At 69.0% G+C, this 15,354-nt stretch carries 17 protein-coding genes; 13 read left to right on the top strand and 4 right to left on the bottom strand.

Annotation, left to right across the window (positions count from 1 at the left end):
* Positions 1-69 precede the first annotated feature (69 nt).
* The 6 genes from AZG88_RS02950 (at position 70) to AZG88_RS02925 (ending at position 6,168) form a co-directional block, all read left to right on the top strand.
* On the top strand, positions 70-729 hold the full coding sequence (locus AZG88_RS02950; RefSeq protein WP_005566498.1) for a histidine phosphatase family protein: 660 nt from the start codon (positions 70-72) through the stop codon (positions 727-729).
* On the top strand, positions 726-1,325 hold the full coding sequence (locus tag AZG88_RS02945) for a TlpA disulfide reductase family protein (protein WP_005258349.1): 600 nt from the start codon (positions 726-728) through the stop codon (positions 1,323-1,325). The genes AZG88_RS02950 and AZG88_RS02945 overlap by 4 nt, the downstream gene beginning before the upstream one ends.
* Positions 1,322-2,152, top strand: a complete 831-nt coding sequence (locus AZG88_RS02940) for a cytochrome c biogenesis CcdA family protein (protein ID WP_005252012.1) — start codon at positions 1,322-1,324, stop codon at positions 2,150-2,152. The genes AZG88_RS02945 and AZG88_RS02940 overlap by 4 nt, the downstream gene beginning before the upstream one ends.
* Positions 2,149-3,813, top strand: coding sequence for a cytochrome c biogenesis protein ResB (gene resB, locus AZG88_RS02935; RefSeq protein ID WP_005252014.1), 1,665 nt, complete (start codon positions 2,149-2,151; stop codon positions 3,811-3,813). Before AZG88_RS02940 ends, resB begins: the two co-directional genes overlap by 4 nt.
* Positions 3,810-4,787, top strand: a complete 978-nt coding sequence (ccsB, locus tag AZG88_RS02930) for a c-type cytochrome biogenesis protein CcsB (protein ID WP_005252015.1) — start codon at positions 3,810-3,812, stop codon at positions 4,785-4,787. The genes resB and ccsB overlap by 4 nt, the downstream gene beginning before the upstream one ends.
* Before the next feature lie 94 nt (positions 4,788-4,881).
* Positions 4,882-6,168: a MinD/ParA family ATP-binding protein gene (locus tag AZG88_RS02925; RefSeq protein ID WP_025433129.1), complete on the top strand. Its 1,287-nt coding sequence runs from the start codon at positions 4,882-4,884 to the stop codon at positions 6,166-6,168.
* Positions 6,169-6,215: 47 nt separating this feature from the next.
* Here the strand turns inward: AZG88_RS02925 and AZG88_RS02920 are convergent, their stop codons facing one another.
* Both AZG88_RS02920 and AZG88_RS02915 read right to left on the bottom strand, forming a co-directional pair.
* A complete protein-coding gene (locus tag AZG88_RS02920; protein WP_005252018.1) occupies positions 6,216-6,419 on the bottom strand; it encodes a hypothetical protein in 204 nt (67 codons plus the stop codon).
* Between the two features lie 114 nt (positions 6,420-6,533).
* Positions 6,534-6,761, bottom strand: a complete 228-nt coding sequence (locus tag AZG88_RS02915; protein WP_005252019.1) for a BldC family transcriptional regulator — start codon at positions 6,759-6,761, stop codon at positions 6,534-6,536.
* Between the two features lie 187 nt (positions 6,762-6,948).
* On the opposite strand from AZG88_RS02915, the gene AZG88_RS02910 reads away from it, so the two are divergent.
* Together AZG88_RS02910 and AZG88_RS02905 are read left to right on the top strand one after the other, a co-directional pair.
* Positions 6,949-7,326, top strand: a complete 378-nt coding sequence (locus AZG88_RS02910) for a DUF4229 domain-containing protein (protein WP_005252020.1) — start codon at positions 6,949-6,951, stop codon at positions 7,324-7,326.
* Positions 7,323-8,432, top strand: a complete 1,110-nt coding sequence (locus tag AZG88_RS02905) for a PLP-dependent cysteine synthase family protein (RefSeq protein ID WP_061696983.1) — start codon at positions 7,323-7,325, stop codon at positions 8,430-8,432. The genes AZG88_RS02910 and AZG88_RS02905 overlap by 4 nt, the downstream gene beginning before the upstream one ends.
* Here the strand turns inward: AZG88_RS02905 and AZG88_RS02900 are convergent.
* On the bottom strand, positions 8,420-8,965 hold the full coding sequence (locus AZG88_RS02900) for a GNAT family N-acetyltransferase (RefSeq protein WP_061696982.1): 546 nt from the start codon (positions 8,963-8,965) through the stop codon (positions 8,420-8,422). The genes AZG88_RS02905 and AZG88_RS02900 overlap by 13 nt on opposite strands.
* Before the next feature lie 127 nt (positions 8,966-9,092).
* On the opposite strand from AZG88_RS02900, the gene AZG88_RS02895 reads away from it, so the two are divergent.
* The 4 genes from AZG88_RS02895 to AZG88_RS02880 all read left to right on the top strand — a co-directional run bounded on the left by AZG88_RS02895 (position 9,093) and on the right by AZG88_RS02880 (position 11,139).
* A complete protein-coding gene (locus AZG88_RS02895) occupies positions 9,093-9,845 on the top strand; it encodes a lysophospholipid acyltransferase family protein (protein WP_061696981.1) in 753 nt (250 codons plus the stop codon).
* A gap of 64 nt (positions 9,846-9,909) precedes the next feature.
* Positions 9,910-10,125, top strand: coding sequence for a hypothetical protein (locus tag AZG88_RS02890; RefSeq protein WP_005258323.1), 216 nt, complete (start codon positions 9,910-9,912; stop codon positions 10,123-10,125).
* Between the two features lie 6 nt (positions 10,126-10,131).
* The gene (locus AZG88_RS02885; RefSeq protein ID WP_061696980.1) at positions 10,132-10,698 is read left to right on the top strand and encodes a Clp protease N-terminal domain-containing protein; all 567 of its coding nucleotides are present in this window, start codon (positions 10,132-10,134) and stop codon (positions 10,696-10,698) included.
* A gap of 60 nt (positions 10,699-10,758) precedes the next feature.
* A complete protein-coding gene (locus AZG88_RS02880) occupies positions 10,759-11,139 on the top strand; it encodes a phage holin family protein (protein ID WP_009474702.1) in 381 nt (126 codons plus the stop codon).
* A 12-nt stretch (positions 11,140-11,151) separates the two neighbouring features.
* Here AZG88_RS02880 and AZG88_RS02875 read toward each other — a convergent pair whose 3' ends face one another.
* Positions 11,152-12,021: a 1,4-dihydroxy-2-naphthoate polyprenyltransferase gene (locus tag AZG88_RS02875; RefSeq protein WP_005252033.1), complete on the bottom strand. Its 870-nt coding sequence runs from the start codon at positions 12,019-12,021 to the stop codon at positions 11,152-11,154.
* A 76-nt stretch (positions 12,022-12,097) separates the two neighbouring features.
* On the opposite strand from AZG88_RS02875, the gene AZG88_RS02870 reads away from it, so the two are divergent.
* Positions 12,098-15,349, top strand: coding sequence for an AfsR/SARP family transcriptional regulator (locus tag AZG88_RS02870; protein ID WP_061696984.1), 3,252 nt, complete (start codon positions 12,098-12,100; stop codon positions 15,347-15,349).
* Positions 15,350-15,354 lie beyond the last annotated feature (5 nt).

Raw genomic sequence — 15,354 nt, 5'->3', positions numbered from 1 at the left:
CCCCTCGCGGCCGGCAGCCTTGCCGCCGACACCCACCCGCCCTCCCGTCCCGACCCGAGGAACCGCAACGTGACCGAAGCCGATCATCCCGACCACACACAGACCCGCACCATCGTGCACGTGCTCCGGCACGGCGAGGTGCACAACCCGCGAGGAATCCTCTACGGCAGGCTCCCCGGGTTCCGGCTGTCGGTGACGGGTGAGGCGCAGGCCCGCGCGGTGGCGTCGGTGCTGGCCAAGCACGACATCACGCACGTGGTGTCCTCGCCGCTGCAGCGGGCGCAGGAGACGGCGGTTCCGATCGCCGACGCGCACGGCGTCGAGATCGCGACCGACGAGAACCTCATCGAGGCAGGCAACGAATTCGAGGGCCTCAAGGTGTCCGTCGGCGACGGCGCGCTGTCCCGTCCCCGGCACTGGTGGAAACTGCGCGACCCGTTCACACCGTCGTGGGGCGAGCCGTACCTGCAGATCGCGCACCGCATGCTGGCCGCCGTCAACAGCGCCCGCGTGTCGGCGGTGGGCCACGAGGCCGTCGTCGTCAGCCACCAGCTCCCCGTCTGGACCCTCCGCCGATTCCTGCAGGGGGAGCGGCTGTGGCACGACCCCCGGCACCGTCAGTGCGGTCTCGCGTCGCTGACCTCCCTCGTCTACGAGGGCGACACCCTCATCGACATCGTGTACTCGGAGCCCGCGGGCGCGTCGGATCCGAGGGTGACCGGGGCATGAGTCGGGGGCGCTTCGCCGGGCTTCTCGCGGTGATCTGTACGGCCGCGGTGTCGCTGTCGGCGTGTGCGTCCGGCGACGACGCCGTGGCCCAGGGCGGCACGTTCGACTTCGTGTCGCCGGGCGGGCAGACGGAGATCTTCTACGACCCGCCTGCCGACCGCGGCACCATCGGCACGGTGTCCGGACCCGATCTGATGACCGAGGGCAAGACCACCTCGCTCGACGATTTCGAGGGGCAGGTCGTGGTCCTCAACGTGTGGGGGCAGTGGTGCGGCCCGTGCCGGGGTGAGGCCAACGACCTCGAGCAGGTGTACGAGGAGACCAAGGATCAGGGAGTGTCGTTCCTCGGGATCAACGTGCGGGACAACCAGCAGGACAAGGCGCAGGACTTCGTGATCGACAACAAGGTGTCGTATCCGTCGATCTACGACCCCGCCATGCGGACGATGATCGCGCTGGGGCAGAACTACCCCACGAGCGTCATCCCCACCACGATCGTGCTCGACCGGGACCACCGCGTGGCCGCGGTGTTCCTGAAGGAACTGCTCGCCGAGGACCTGAAGCCGGTGGTCGAACGGGTGGCGCAGGAATCGTGAGCACCAGCACCACCCTTCTCGCCGGTGGCGTCGGCGACGCCTTCCAGTCCACCGCGGCATCCGGACCGCTGCTGCTCGCGCTCGGCGCGTGCGTCCTCGCCGGTCTGGTGTCGTTCGCGTCGCCGTGCGTCGTGCCCCTCGTTCCCGGATACCTGTCCTACCTCGCGGGTGTGGTCGGCGCGGACGCCCCGGCCGTCACCGCGGAGGAGGCGGCCACCCGCACGAAGACGGTCGCCGACGGTCGGCTGCGGGTCGCGGGCGCCGCCGCCCTGTTCGTCGCCGGTTTCACCGTGGTGTTCGTGCTGGCCACCGCGTCCGTGTTCGGCGCCATCTCGGCGCTCGCGATCAACCGCGACATCCTGATGCGGGTCGGCGGGGTGGTGACCATCGCCATGGGCCTGGTGTTCATCGGCCTGATCCCGGCCCTGCAGCGCGACACGAGGCTCGAGCCGCGCCGCATCTCCAGCCTGGCCGGGGCCCCGCTGCTCGGTGCCGTGTTCGCGCTGGGCTGGACCCCGTGCCTCGGCCCCACCCTGGCGGGTGTCATCTCACTGGCCGCAGGCACCGACGGTGCCACCGCCGCCCGCGGAGTGGCCCTGATCGTCGCGTACTGCCTCGGCCTCGGGTTGCCGTTCGTGATCCTGGCGCTCGGTTCGTCCCGGGCGCTGCGCGGTGTCGGCTGGCTGCGCCGCAACGCGCGCACCATTCAAATCTTCGGCGGAATCATGCTGGTGGCCGTGGGCGTCGCCCTCGTCACCGGCGCGTGGGACCAGTTCGTCGGCTGGGTTCGCGACGCCTTTATCTCGGAAGTGACCCTGCCGATATGAGCGACACCCAGACCCCCGAGGCCCCGGAAGCCGCACCGGTGCCCCGTCAATCGCTGCCGGGCCGCGCGTTCGCGGTCGTCCGCAACACCTGGCGTGGCCTCACGTCCATGCGTACGGCGCTGGTGCTGCTGTTCCTGCTGGCCCTCGCGGCCATTCCCGGCGCGCTGCTCCCGCAGCGCAGCCTCAACGCGGGCAAGGTCGACGAATACATCTCGAACCGGCCGACCCTCGGTCCGTGGATGGACAAGCTCGAGCTGTTCGACGTGTTCGGCAGCTTCTGGTTCACCGCGATCTACGTCCTGCTCTTCATCTCCCTCGTCGGCTGCATCCTGCCGCGTTGTGTCGACCACGCCAAGGCGCTGCGCACCCGTCCGGTGCCTGCCCCGCGGAACCTCTCGCGACTGCCGCACCACCACGAGGACCGCGTCGACGAGACGCCGGAGGAACTCGCCGCCCGCATCCGCACCCACCTGAAGGGGTGGCGGGTCGAGACCCGCGCGGGCGGGGAGCGCGCCGCGCACGACGGCGAGATCACCATCTCCGCGGAGAAGGGCTACTTCCGCGAGCTCGGCAACCTGGTCTTCCACCTGTCGCTCGTGGCGCTGCTCGTCGCGATCGCCGTCGGCAAGCTGTTCGGCTACGAGGGCAACGTCATCGTGGTCGCCAACAACGGTCCCGGCTTCTGCACCACGTCGCCCGCGGTCTTCGACTCGTTCAAGGCGGGCAACACGCAGGACGGCACCGGCATGACGCCGCTGTGCGTCAAGGTCAAGGACTTCGCGGCCGACTACCTCGACAGTGGTCAGGCCGAGATGTTCACATCCAACATCGCCTACCAGGCCGGCGACGACCTCGAGACGAACACGTGGCGGGACGGACAGTTGCAGGTCAACCACCCGCTGCGCGTCGAGGGCGACCGCGTCTACCTGCAGGGGCACGGGTACGCGCCGACGTTCACCGTCACGTTCCCGAACGGGGAAACCCGCACCGAGACGCTGCAGTGGCGTCCCGACGACGCGACGACGTTCCTCAGCAGCGGTGCGATGCGGTTCGATCCGCCCGGCGGCATGTACACCGACACCGACGAGCGCCGGAAGAATCAGATCGCGATCGAGGGACTGTTCGCCCCGACCGCGCTGTTGCACGGCAATCTGCTGGCGTCGAGCTACCCGGCCATGAACGACCCGGCCGTCGCCATCGACATCTACAAGGGCGACACCGGCCTCGACACGGGCAATCCGCAGTCGCTGTTCTCACTCAACACCGAATTGATCAACCAGGGCCGTCTCGTGAAGCAGGACCGGGTGAATCTGAAACCGGGGGAGAGTTCGACGCTGGCCGACGGCACCCAGGTGCGGTTCGACGGTGCCGTGGACTTCGTGAACCTGCAGGTGTCGCACGACCCGGCGCAGCAGTGGGTGCTGGTGTCGGCGCTGACGATGATGGCCGGACTGCTCGTCTCGCTGCTGGTCAAGCGTCGCCGCGTGTGGGCCCGCATCTACCCCGCGGACGCTTCCGATATTGACCCACGACGTACTGTAGTAGAGCTTGGTGGACTCGCCCGGACCGATCAGGCCGGCTGGGGCGACGAGTTCGGCCGACTCTGCACCCGTCTGCTCACGGACGACACGAAGCCTGACGCGCAGGAGAGCCAACGATGACGACCAACGAGACACTGGCGCAGTACAGCGACTGGGCCTTCCGATCAGCCTTCACCGTGCTGGTGCTGGCACTCGTGCTGCTCATCGTGCAGTACGCGTCCACCCGGGCGCAGGCCGTGCAGGACCGGGAACTCGTGTCGGCAGGCTCCGGCGTCCGCGCGGCCGATGCGCCCTCGGTGCCCGGTCGACTGGTCGAGCAGCCGAAGAAGCCGATGTCCGAGCGCTTCGGCGGCATGGGCGCGGCCGTGCTCGTCGTCGGCACGGTGCTGATCTTCGCGTCGATCGTGCTGCGCGGATTCGCGACCGAGCGGTTCCCGCTCGGCAACATGTACGAGTTCGTCACGATGGCCTGCGCAGCGGCACTCGTCGTCGGTCTCGCGCTCCTGTCGAAGCCGGCGTACCGGTCGATGTGGGTGTTCCTGCTCGTCCCCGTCCTGATCCTGATGTTCCTCGCCGCCACCGTGCTGTACGCGGACGCGGCACCCGTGGTGCCCGCACTGCGGTCGTACTGGCTGCCCATCCACGTCACCATCGTGAGCGTCGGTTCCGGTGTGTTCCTGGTGTCGGGCATCGCGAGCCTGCTGTTCCTGCTGCGCATGCGGTACCCGCGCGGCGAGGAGGGAACGGGCGTGTTCGCGCGGATCGCGGAGCGACTGCCCGACGCGCAGACCCTGGACCGGCTGGCGTACAAGACCACCATCATCGGGTTCCCGCTGTTCGGCGCGGGCGTCATCCTCGGCGCCATCTGGGCCGAGGCCGCCTGGGGCCGATTCTGGGGCTGGGACCCCAAGGAGACGGTGTCGTTCATCGCCTGGGTGATCTACGCCGCCTATCTCCACGCCCGTGCGACGTCGGGATGGCGCGACACCAAGGCCGCATGGATCAACGTGGCGGGCTTCGTCGCGATGCTGTTCAACCTGTTCATCATCAACATGGTGGTGTCGGGATTGCACTCGTACGCGGGCCTCAACTGACGGTAGTCACCGACTGATATCCTTCCGCCGCGACGTCTCCGACCGGTGTGATTCGGTGGGGACGATGGAGACTTCACGAGGGGGATGTTCAGCCATGTCCGAAAACAACGCCGGCATGTGGGAGCCGGTACGGCCTGCATCGAATCCGCCCGGGGACGACCACGCATCGACCGCCGCGTGGAACGCCGCGCGGCAGGCCCCGTACGTTCAGCCGCAGGGTCCCAACCCGTTCGCGCAGCCCGGTGTCCAGGCCCCCTCCGCCGCACCCGCGCGGCCGCAGACCCAGGCCCCGGCCGCCGCTCCCGTCCCGCGACAGGCCCCGGCCCCGCAGCAGACTCCCGTGCAGGGAGCGTTCACGCCGCCGCAGCAGGCGCCGGTCCAGCACGCACCCCAGCAACCCCGCCCGCACAACACGAATGCCGATCAGCAGTACGCGGTGTCGGCGCGTGACCTGTCGACGTCGCTGCTCCTCAAGCAGGTCAAGCCGGCCCCCACCACGGGGTGGCGCAAGGCGCTGTATCAACTGTCCGGCCGCTACATCAACGTCGGCAACAGCGCGAAGGAACAGCGTCGGATCGAGCTGACCAAGCAGGTCAACCAGCCGCTGCAGGGTTGCTACAAGATCGCGCTGCTGAGCCTCAAGGGCGGAGTGGGCAAGACCACCACCACCGCGACCCTCGGCTCCACGTTCGCGTCACTGCGCGGCGACCGCGTCATCGCCGTCGACGCCAACCCCGACCGGGGCACGCTCAGTCAGAAGATTCCCCTCGAGACCCCGGCCACGGTGCGCAACCTGCTGCGCGACGAGCAGAGCATCGAAAAGTACAGCGACGTCCGCAGTTACACGTCGCAGAGCCGGCACCGGCTCGAGGTGCTCGCGTCCGACAGCGACCCGGCAGTGTCGGAGGCGTTCAGCGCGGACGACTACTCGCGGACCGTCACGATGCTCGAGAAGTTCTACAGCATCGTCCTCACCGACTGCGGCACCGGACTGATGCATTCCGCCATGCAGACCATCCTCGAAGAGGCCGACGCGCTCGTGGTGGTCAGCTCGGGGTCCGTCGACGGCGCCCGCAGCGCCTCCGCGACCCTCGACTGGCTCGACGCCCACGGATACCGCGAACTGGTGTCCCGGTCGGTGGCCGTCGTCAACGCGGTCCGCCCGCGGTCGGGCAAGGTGGATCTGCCGAAGGTCGTCGAGCACTTCGAGCAGCGGTGCCGCCTGGTCCGGCTGATTCCGTTCGATCCGCACCTCGAAGAGGGCGCCGAGATCGAACTCGAGCGGCTGCGTCTCAAGACGCGCAACGCTCTCCTCGAACTGGCCGCCGCGGTGGCGTCGGACTTCCCGGCGTCCAGTTTCGCGCTACAGGATCGTCGCTGAGGCAATGAGACCGCGGGTGCCGGATCGACCGGCACCCCGGCTTCGGCTCACCCGGCGGGGTCCGCCGGACCGGCGTCGGGTTCGTCGGACTTCTTCCGACGGGTCTCCCGATCGACCTTCCAGAGGAAATCCGGATCGTCGTCGGGTCCCTGCACCCGATTGCTGAGCACGGGCCTGGTGTTCGGGCCGAACGCCTTCCAGAGCAGGACCGCCACTGTCACGAGCCCGATGAGTGCCAACAGATAGATCACCGCGCACCTCCTTACACCGCTCGAGGGTAGCCGGTATCCCTGAGCGTAGCCGCGTCGGCGGCAGAGGGCACCTACCGGTCGCAGGGCGTCCGGGTAGTGCGGTGAATGTCGGTCTCAGGGTCGGCCGGCCTCCGTGGTGAGGGAGCGGAGCAGCTGCATGACCTCGGCCTCGCGGAAGCGGCGGTGCCCGCCGGGGGTGCGCAGCGATCCGAGCCGGCCCGCGTGCGCCCATCGCGTCACGGTCTTCGGGTCGACATGGAACAGGGCAGCCACCTGGCCCGGGGTCATGAGGGCTTCGTTGGATCCGCTGAATCCGGGTCCGTTGTAGGTGGGTGCGCTCATCGACGGTCCTCCACTGCTTTCGACTGGTCTGTGCTGAAGCCGGCCGCTGTTGCGACTGATCTCGGTCATCGTGACATCTGGCACCCCGGGTACTCGAACGATCTAATGTTGGTAAAGGGGAGGTAATAGACAAATCGGATAAGTCGGACGTGTGAGGGGCGGACTCGGCGATGGGTAACCTGGGAGCGTGAGTGAGTCATCCGAGAAGCCAGAAGACCAGGTCGAGCGCCCCGTCGCAGCCGATTCGAGCGCACCGGCGAAGCAGGACGGGCGGGTGACCAAGGGGCAGCTGGCGCGCGACGTCGCGATCTATTCGATCGCCCGGCTGCTGCTGGTCGTCGTCATCGGCGCCATCATCCTCGGGGTGGCCGCACTCGTCGGAGTCGCCGTGCCGCTGCTCGTCGCCGCCATCTTCGCGGTCCTCATCGCACTCCCGCTGTCCCTGCTGCTGTTCGCGAAACTCCGCCGGCGGGTCAACGAAGGGATCGCCGCGTTCGACGCGCAGCGTCGCGCCGACCAGGCCGACCTGCGTGCCAGGCTCCGCGGTGAGGGCACGTCCCGGTGACGGACGGTGACTGCGTCGTCATCGACCGGAGCCTTCCGCGTGACTGGGTGGACAACGCCGTCCGCCTCATCGACGCCGACGCGCAGCGCAGCGCCGACACGCACCTGCTGCGGTACCCATTACCCGTCGAATGGGGTGTGCAGCTCTACCTGAAGGACGAGTCGACCCACATCACGGGCAGCCTCAAGCATCGGCTGGCCCGGTCGCTGTTCCTCTACGCGATCTGCAACGGATGGATCACCGAGGGGACGACGGTCATCGAGGCGTCCTCGGGGTCCACCGCCGTCAGCGAGGCGTACTTCGCGAAGATGCTCGGCCTCGACTTCGTGGCCGTCATGCCGCGCAGCACGAGCGGCGCGAAGATCGCCCTCATCGAGGCGCAGGGCGGTCGCTGCCACTTCATCGACCGGCCGCCGGAGATCTACAGCGAGGCCCGACGGCTCGCCGCGGAGACAGGCGGTCACTTCATGGACCAGTTCACGCACGCGGAGCGGGCCACCGACTGGCGGGGCAACAACAACATCGCCGAGTCGATCTACCACCAGATGATTCGTGAAGAGCACCCGGTGCCGGAGTGGCTCGTCATGAGCGCCGGCACCGGCGGCACCAGCGCGACGCTGGGCCGGTACATCCGCTACCGCAGGCACGCGACCCGTCTGCTCGTGGTGGATCCGGAGAACTCGGCGTTCTTCGGCGGCTACGACACCAACTCCTGTGACTACGCGACGGGGATGCCCTCGCGCATCGAGGGCATCGGTAGGCCGCGGGTGGAGCCGTCGTTCGTCGGGCAGGTCATCGACCGGATGATGCGGGTGCCCGACGCCGCGTCCATCGCGACGGCTCGGCACGCCAGTTCGGTGCTGGGTCGCCGGGTCGGCGGTTCCACGGGCACGAACCTGTGGGGTGCGTTCACCGTCGTCGCGGAGATGCTCGCGGCCGGACGGTCCGGCAGTGTGGTCACGATCCTGTGCGACGGCGGCGAACGCTACGCGGACACCTACTTCGACGACGACTGGGTGGCCGGGGAGGGTATCGACCTCACCGGTCCGGCCGCGGTGCTCGACCGCTTCGCGGCGACCGGGGAGTGGCCCGGTCAGCCCGGCTGAGGCGCGGTCGCGGCAGTACGCACCGGCGCCGTCACCGGGCGGGACATCGTGACCCGCGGCCACGCAGCGAGGCCGTGCCGGGCCTCGTCGGCGCGGATGCGTGACAGGCCCGGGGTCAGGGCGTCCTCCGGCAGGGGGCGGAAACCCAGCCGCTCGTAGTAGGGGGCGTTCCACGGGACGTCGACGAATGTGGTGAGGGTGAGGGCGGGCAGCCCGCGGACTGCTGCCCACGACGAGATCTCGTCGAGAAGAAGGGCGCCGAGCCCCTGACGGGCGTGGCCGGGGTGGACCGACACCTGCTCGATGTGGGCGGCCCCGTCGACCACGGCGACGAGTGCGTATGCGACCGGGGCATCGTCTGCGTCGACCGCGACCCAAATGCATTCCAGCTGGAGGTATTCGGTCAACTCGTCGAGTGTGAACGGGGGATCGTCGGCGACGGTGTCCATTCCGATGTCACGAAACGGCGCACCCGCCGCGATTTCGATGTCTTGCAGGGCGGGCAGGTCGGTGGAAATGGCCGGGCGGATCACAGGTCTTTTGTACCCGAAATCGTGCTGTTCGCACAGTTTCCCTGCACTTTCCCAAAACTTACTACACCGTAGGCTACGCAACCGTAGGTTGGTAGCCTGGCGATAGGACGACGGAGCGGGGACGAGCATGGACAAGCCCGAGGTAACCCTCGAGAACTACGAAGCGGTGTACGCGTACTACCGCGACCATCAGCAGAATCGGATGCTCGCCAAGCTGGCGTACGCGTCGCTGTACGCGAAATACCGGCCGCGGGTCGTGTACGCGGACGACGCGAAGGCGCAGCTGGCGGGGCTCGTGAAGTCCGGCAGGGTGCTGATCGTCGCCGCCAATCACATCACCCACAGCGATCAGTACACACTTGCGGCCACGGCCTGGAACACGCCGCTGCGCCGCGCGATCGGACGCACCCGGGTGCTCGCCAAGGACGAATTGTTCGTCGACCCCGACCTGCACAAGAAGGTCGACATGATGGGCGGCATCCCGGTGTTCCGCAGCAAGAACTACGGTCTCCGGGCGGTCGCCGACGCGGGCCGCCTCATGATGGATATCTCCGCCGAACGGCTCTGTCGCGGTGACAACCTGGCGATCTTCCCCGAGGGCACGTGCAACGAGGACGACCCCACCCGCCTGCAGCACATCAACAGCGGCATCGGTCACATCGCGAAACGTGCGGCGGAGTGCGGAGTCTCACCCGTGCTGTTGTCCATCGGTATCAGTTACGGGCCGGACGCCCACGGGCCCGACCCCGAGAACGTGAAGTCGGCCAGCGTCTTCGTCGGGGAACCACTGTTCGACCTCCCGGCGAAGCCGATGGACATCGCCCACGTCGTGCAGAAGGAACTGCAGATCGCCGTCGACGGGGCGGTCGCCGCGTACTGACGGCCGCCTCGAGATCTGTCAAGGAGGGTTGACACCCGGTCGGTGTCAACCTAAATTGACATGCATGACCGAAGCAACCACGCTCGCCGCAGCGGCGGGCAGCCCCGACCCCGCCGAGGGGTTGCGGGCCGTGCGTGCGCTGCGGCGTCTCCTCGAACGGCTCGAGGCCATCCAGGTCGCCAACGCCCGCGCCCAGGGCTGGTCCTGGCAGGCGATCGCCGATTCCCTCGAGGTGAGCAGGCAAGCCGTCCATCAGAAGCACAATCGGAGAGGGAGGTAACGGCGCATGTTCGAACGATTCTCGACGGACGCCCGGGCCATGGTGATCGGCGCGCAACAAGAAGCGCGCGCACTGCAGTCGCCCCAGATCGGGCCCGAACACCTCGTACTCGCGCTGCTGTCCGTGAAAACCGAACCCGTCCACGGCATCCTCGCCGACGCCGGAATCGAGGAGGAGAAGTCGCGATCGACCGTCGCGACCCGCGGCACGGCCTTGAGCGACGCCGACGCGGAAGCGCTCGAATCGATCGGGATCGACCTCGACGCCGTGCGGCAGAGCCTCGAGCAGAACTTCGGCAAGGGCGTCCTCGATCCCGAAGAGCCATCGGAGAAGCGCGGGTGGTTCGGCCGGAAGTCGGGGCACATCGGGTTCACCCGCGACGCGAAGAAGGCGATCGAACTGTCGCTGCGGGAGGCGCTGGCGCGCAAGGACGATCACATCGGCGCCGAGCACATCTTCCTCGGAGTGCTGCGAGTGGCCGACGGCACGACACGGGAGATTCTCGAGGTCCAGGTCGGTGTCGGCGAACTCCGCCGTCGCGTGCACGCGGCACTCGACGACCGCGCCGCCTGACCATCCCGGTCCCGGGTTATCCGGTTCCCGTTTGTCCGAACGATGTGCCAGCATGCACCCATGACCTTCTTGGTACGCCTCGTCATCAACGCGTTCGCGATCTGGCTGGCGGCAGCCTGGGTGTCGGGCATCGACATCTCCAGTTCGGGCAACGGAACCGGATGGGACATCGTGGTGCTGCTCGGCATCGCGGCGGTGTTCACCGTCGTCAACATCTTCGTCAAACCACTGGTGAAGCTGCTGTCGCTGCCGTTGCTGATCCTGACGCTCGGCCTGTTCACCCTGGTGATCAATGCCCTGATGCTGCTGCTCACCGCGTGGTTGAGCTCCCAGACCGATTACGGCCTGACGGTCGACGGTTTCTGGACCGCCGTGTGGGGAGGCCTGATCATCTCGATCGTCAACTTCATCCTCGGCATCGTCCTCCCGGACGGCGACTGACCCGGCGGCCGCTCAGGCGACCGAGAGGGCCACGGCGGTGGCGGCGCCCCAGATCAGCATCGCCAGCCCCGAATCCCGAAGCGCCGGAATCAGTGCGAGGCCCAGGCCACCGGAGCGGACCGGCGCGTTCGCCCGGACCGCGAGAGGCAGCGCGAGCAGTCCGACGAGCGACCAGGGGGTGCGCAGCACCAGGACGAGGGTCACGACGAACGGGACCGTCAGCGTGACGAGATGCAGGATGCGGGTGCGCGAGTCGCCGAGCCGGACGGCGAGCGTGCGCTTGCCGGACTCGGTGTCGGTGGGAATGTCCCGCAGATTGTTGGCGACGAGAACCGCGCTCGAGAACGAACCGACGGCGATCGCGGACACGAGACCGGCCCAGTCCACCGTCTCGGCCTGCACGTACTGGGTGCCCAGCACGGCGACGAGACCGAAGAACACGAAGACGGCGACCTCGCCGAAGCCGCTGTACCCGTACGGCTTCTTGCCGCCGGTGTAGAACCAGGCGCCCACGATGCACAGGGCGCCGATCAGCACGAGCCACCACGCGGTGGTGACGGCGAGGACCAGACCGGCCACCGCGGCGACAGCGAAGCAGGCGATGGCCGCAGCCTTCACCGCCGACGGTTTCACCAGCTTGGACCCGACGAGCCGCAGCGGCCCCACCCGCTCGTCGTCGGTGCCGCGGATCCCGTCCGAGTAGTCGTTGGCGAAATTGACGCCCACGATCAACGCGAGAGAGACCACCAGTGCCAGTACTGCCTTCCACCACACCGCGCCGCCGAGCGACGCCGCGGCGCCGGTGCCCACGAGCACCGGGGCGATCGCGTTCGGGAGGGTGCGCGGACGAGCGCCTTCGATCCATTGAGCAGCCGTTGCCATGCACCGATCTTTGCACCGTGCGAGAAGACGCCCGCACCCACGCCGTGCAATACCATCGAACGCGGTGGACCAGCACATGAGCGTGGACGAGAGAGTGGCACCGGCAAGCACACCGATCCAGGTCGCCTTGTTGGGTGAGATATCGACGTGGCGATCGGGCGTGCTCGCGCCGCTGCCCGGCACCCGTGCGCGCAGCCTGCTGGTCGCTCTCGCCCGCGATCCCGGCCGGAGCCGGTCGGCGCAGGCCCTCATCGACGAAGTGTGGGGCGAGGATCCGCCGCGGTCCCCGATGAATGCGTTGCACACGCAGGTTTCCCGTCTGCGCGCGGCGTTGCCGGACGGAGCGCTGGAGATCGGCCCGGCCGGTTACCGGTTGGCGGTGCCCAGGGATGCCGTCGATCTGACGCGCGCGGAGGACGTGGCACGCCGGCTGAGGGGCCGGGGGAACGGTCGCGGCGTCGGGCCGGACGAGATCCGCGATGCCCTCGCGTTGTGGCGGGGCGACCCGGGCGCGGACCTTCCCGGCGGTGCCGCCGCAACAGAGCTCGCCGCCGATGCCGCAGTGATCCGGGGGCAGCTCGAGGCCGCGGAACTGGCGGCGCTGGTGGCGGTCGAAGACTGGGACGCCGCCCTCCCGAAGGCGCTGGCCCACGTCGCCGCCGAACCTCTGGACGAGCAGGGGCACGCGCACCTGATGCGGGCGCTCGCCGGGCTCGGGCGGGACAACGAGGCGCTGGACGTGTTCGCGACCTTCCGCAAGCGGATGGTGTCCCGGCTGGGGGCCGATCCGTCGCCGGCGCTCGTCGCTCTGCACACCGAGATCCTGCGGGGCGGACGTCCCGGTGACGTGGCGGCTCCGCTCCTCGCGTCGCCGGATCGGACGGCGATCGGGCTCCGCGCGGCACCCAACGCCCTCCTGGGACGCGATTCGGACATCGCGGAGATCGAGCGGTTGCTCACGTCCTCGCGGGTGGTGACCATCCTCGGGCCCGGCGGTGCCGGCAAGACTCGACTCGCGCACGAACTGGGTGCGCGGGCCGCCGCCGGGACGTCCGTGGCTCTGGTGGAACTCGCGTCGCTGCGCAGCAGCGAGGACGTCGTCGCGGCGATCAGCAGCACGCTCGGGCTCAGCGAGGTCGACATCGCGCCGGGCCGGCTCACCGTCAGCCGCGTCCATTCGGCGCGGGAACGGCTCCGGGAAGCGTTGTCGGCAGGGCCGATGCTCCTGATCCTCGACAACTGTGAGCACGTCATCGGGGCGTGCTCCGAGGTCGTGGCCGACCTGGTGGCGGCAGGCGACCAGCTGACCGTCCTCGCGACCAGCCGATCACCCCTCATGCTCGCGTCCGAGGCCGTCTACCCGCTGCCGCCGCTCGCGATCGACGAAGACGACGCGCCCGCCGTGCAATTGTTCACGGCGCGGGCCCGCGCGGTGCGGCCCACGGCGCGTCTCGACCCGGAGACGGTGCGCAGCGTCTGCCGCACACTCGACGGTCTCCCGCTCGCGATCGAACTGGCCGCCGCGCGGGTACGCAGCATGAGCGTCGAGGACATCGGCCGACGGCTCGAGCATCGGTTCGCGCTGCTGCGGTCACACGACCCGACGTCGCCCGAGCGGCACCGCACCCTGCACGCCGTCATCGATTGGAGCTGGCAGCTTCTGGGCGAGCAACAGCAGATCGCGCTGCGCAGACTCTGCCGGTTCCCGGCGGGGTTCACCCTCGACGCGGCCCGGACGATCGCGGAGTGGGACGGCGTCGACGATGTAGTGGAGGCCGTCGAGGGCCTCGTGAATCAATCCCTGCTGTCCGTGTCGGAGACGTCGGACACGCTGCGCTACTACATGCTCGAGACGGTGCGCGAGTACGGCGAGGAGCAGCTCGCGGCGGCCGGCGAGGAATCGGAAGTGTTTGCTCGCCAAGGGGTCTGGGCCGGCCGGTTCGCGTCGGAGGCGCTCCGCCGGTGCCGATCCGACCAGGTCGCGCTCGCGGACGACATCGACGCCGACCACGACAACCTGCTCGCGGTCCTCCGGTGGGCGGTCGAGCGCGACGACGCGGAGACGGTGGCGACCGTGTTCCCGGTGCTGGGCGGCCTGTGGGCCATTCGGGGCGCGCACTCGGAGGTGATGAACTGGACCCCGCGGATTCTCGGGTCGACGGCGGACGCGGACCTGACGGACGTCGGTTCGGAGCTGGTGGCGTACACGTTCCTGCTCGCGGCGATGCACCTGGTGTTCGGTGGCCAGACGCGCACGCTCGCCCGCGCCCGGATCCGGCTGCGTCACCTGCTCCGGGACCGCCCCGACCTTCCGTCGGTCACCTCGTTCGCGGTGCGGCTCATCCTGTCGTTGGGTTCGGGACGGCGCCTGGCCAGGGTCGTCGCGGACGGGGTGCGGTCGAAGGATCCGGAGACCCGCGCGGCCGCACTGTCCGCTCGGGCCAGCATGCGGGAGAACCTCGGCGACTTCCGCGGCGCGATGAGGGACGCCGCGACGGTGTCCGAACTGTGCGGAGCCATCGGTGACGTGTGGGGCACGGCAATGGCGTCGCAGTTCCTCGGTTCGCTGCACAGTCAGTCCGGGCACTACCGGGACGCGGTGTGGCACTATCAGGACGCCGTCGAGGGCATGCGGAAGCTGGGTGCGCAGGAGGAGGCGGATCAGTTGTGGGGCTTCCAGGCCTCGGCGCTGATCGCCGACGGTGATGTGGAGGCCGGCCGGAAAGTGCTGGCCGAGACGGTACTCGAGCATCGCGGTGCGGGCACCGGGACCGACGACCACCAGCCGGACGAATGGCGGGCCGCCGCCACCGGCAGTCTCGCGGAAATCGATCTCGCGGACGGCGACGTCGAACGCGGGCTCGCCCGCTACCGTGAGGCGCTGGACATGGTGTATCGCCGGATGCTGTCCGAGCCGTACGCCGATCCGTTCGGAATGATGCTGGCGGCGTCGGTGGTGTGCGCCCACGTGCTGCACGGCCGGTCCGAGATGATGGTGGAGTTCGTGCCGAAGCTCGCGGAGGCAGCGCTGTCGAGGCTGGGACAGGGCGCCTACCAGGATCTGCCGGTCACCGGGGCCGTCGCGGCCGGGGTGGGATGCTTCGAGCTCGCGCACGGTGATCCCGATCGTGGCCTCGCCCTGCTGGCGTTGTCGGTCCGGGCCCGGGCCCGGCAGGACATCGCGTCGCTGCGACACCCTCGGCACCTGGCGTTCGCGCTCGATCACGTGGGCGAGGACCGCTGGGAGTCGGCGCAGAAGCGGTTCGGCAACTGGTCGCGTCGCGCGGTGCGCGCCGAAATCCTGGACATGCTCGCCAGTTCGAGGTGAGTGCC

The sequence above is a fragment of the Rhodococcus sp. LB1 genome (assembly GCF_001583455.1).
GTDB classification, from domain to species: Bacteria; Actinomycetota; Actinomycetes; order Mycobacteriales; family Mycobacteriaceae; genus Rhodococcus_F; species Rhodococcus_F opacus.
This window is presented reverse-complemented; position numbering and strand designations above follow the sequence as displayed.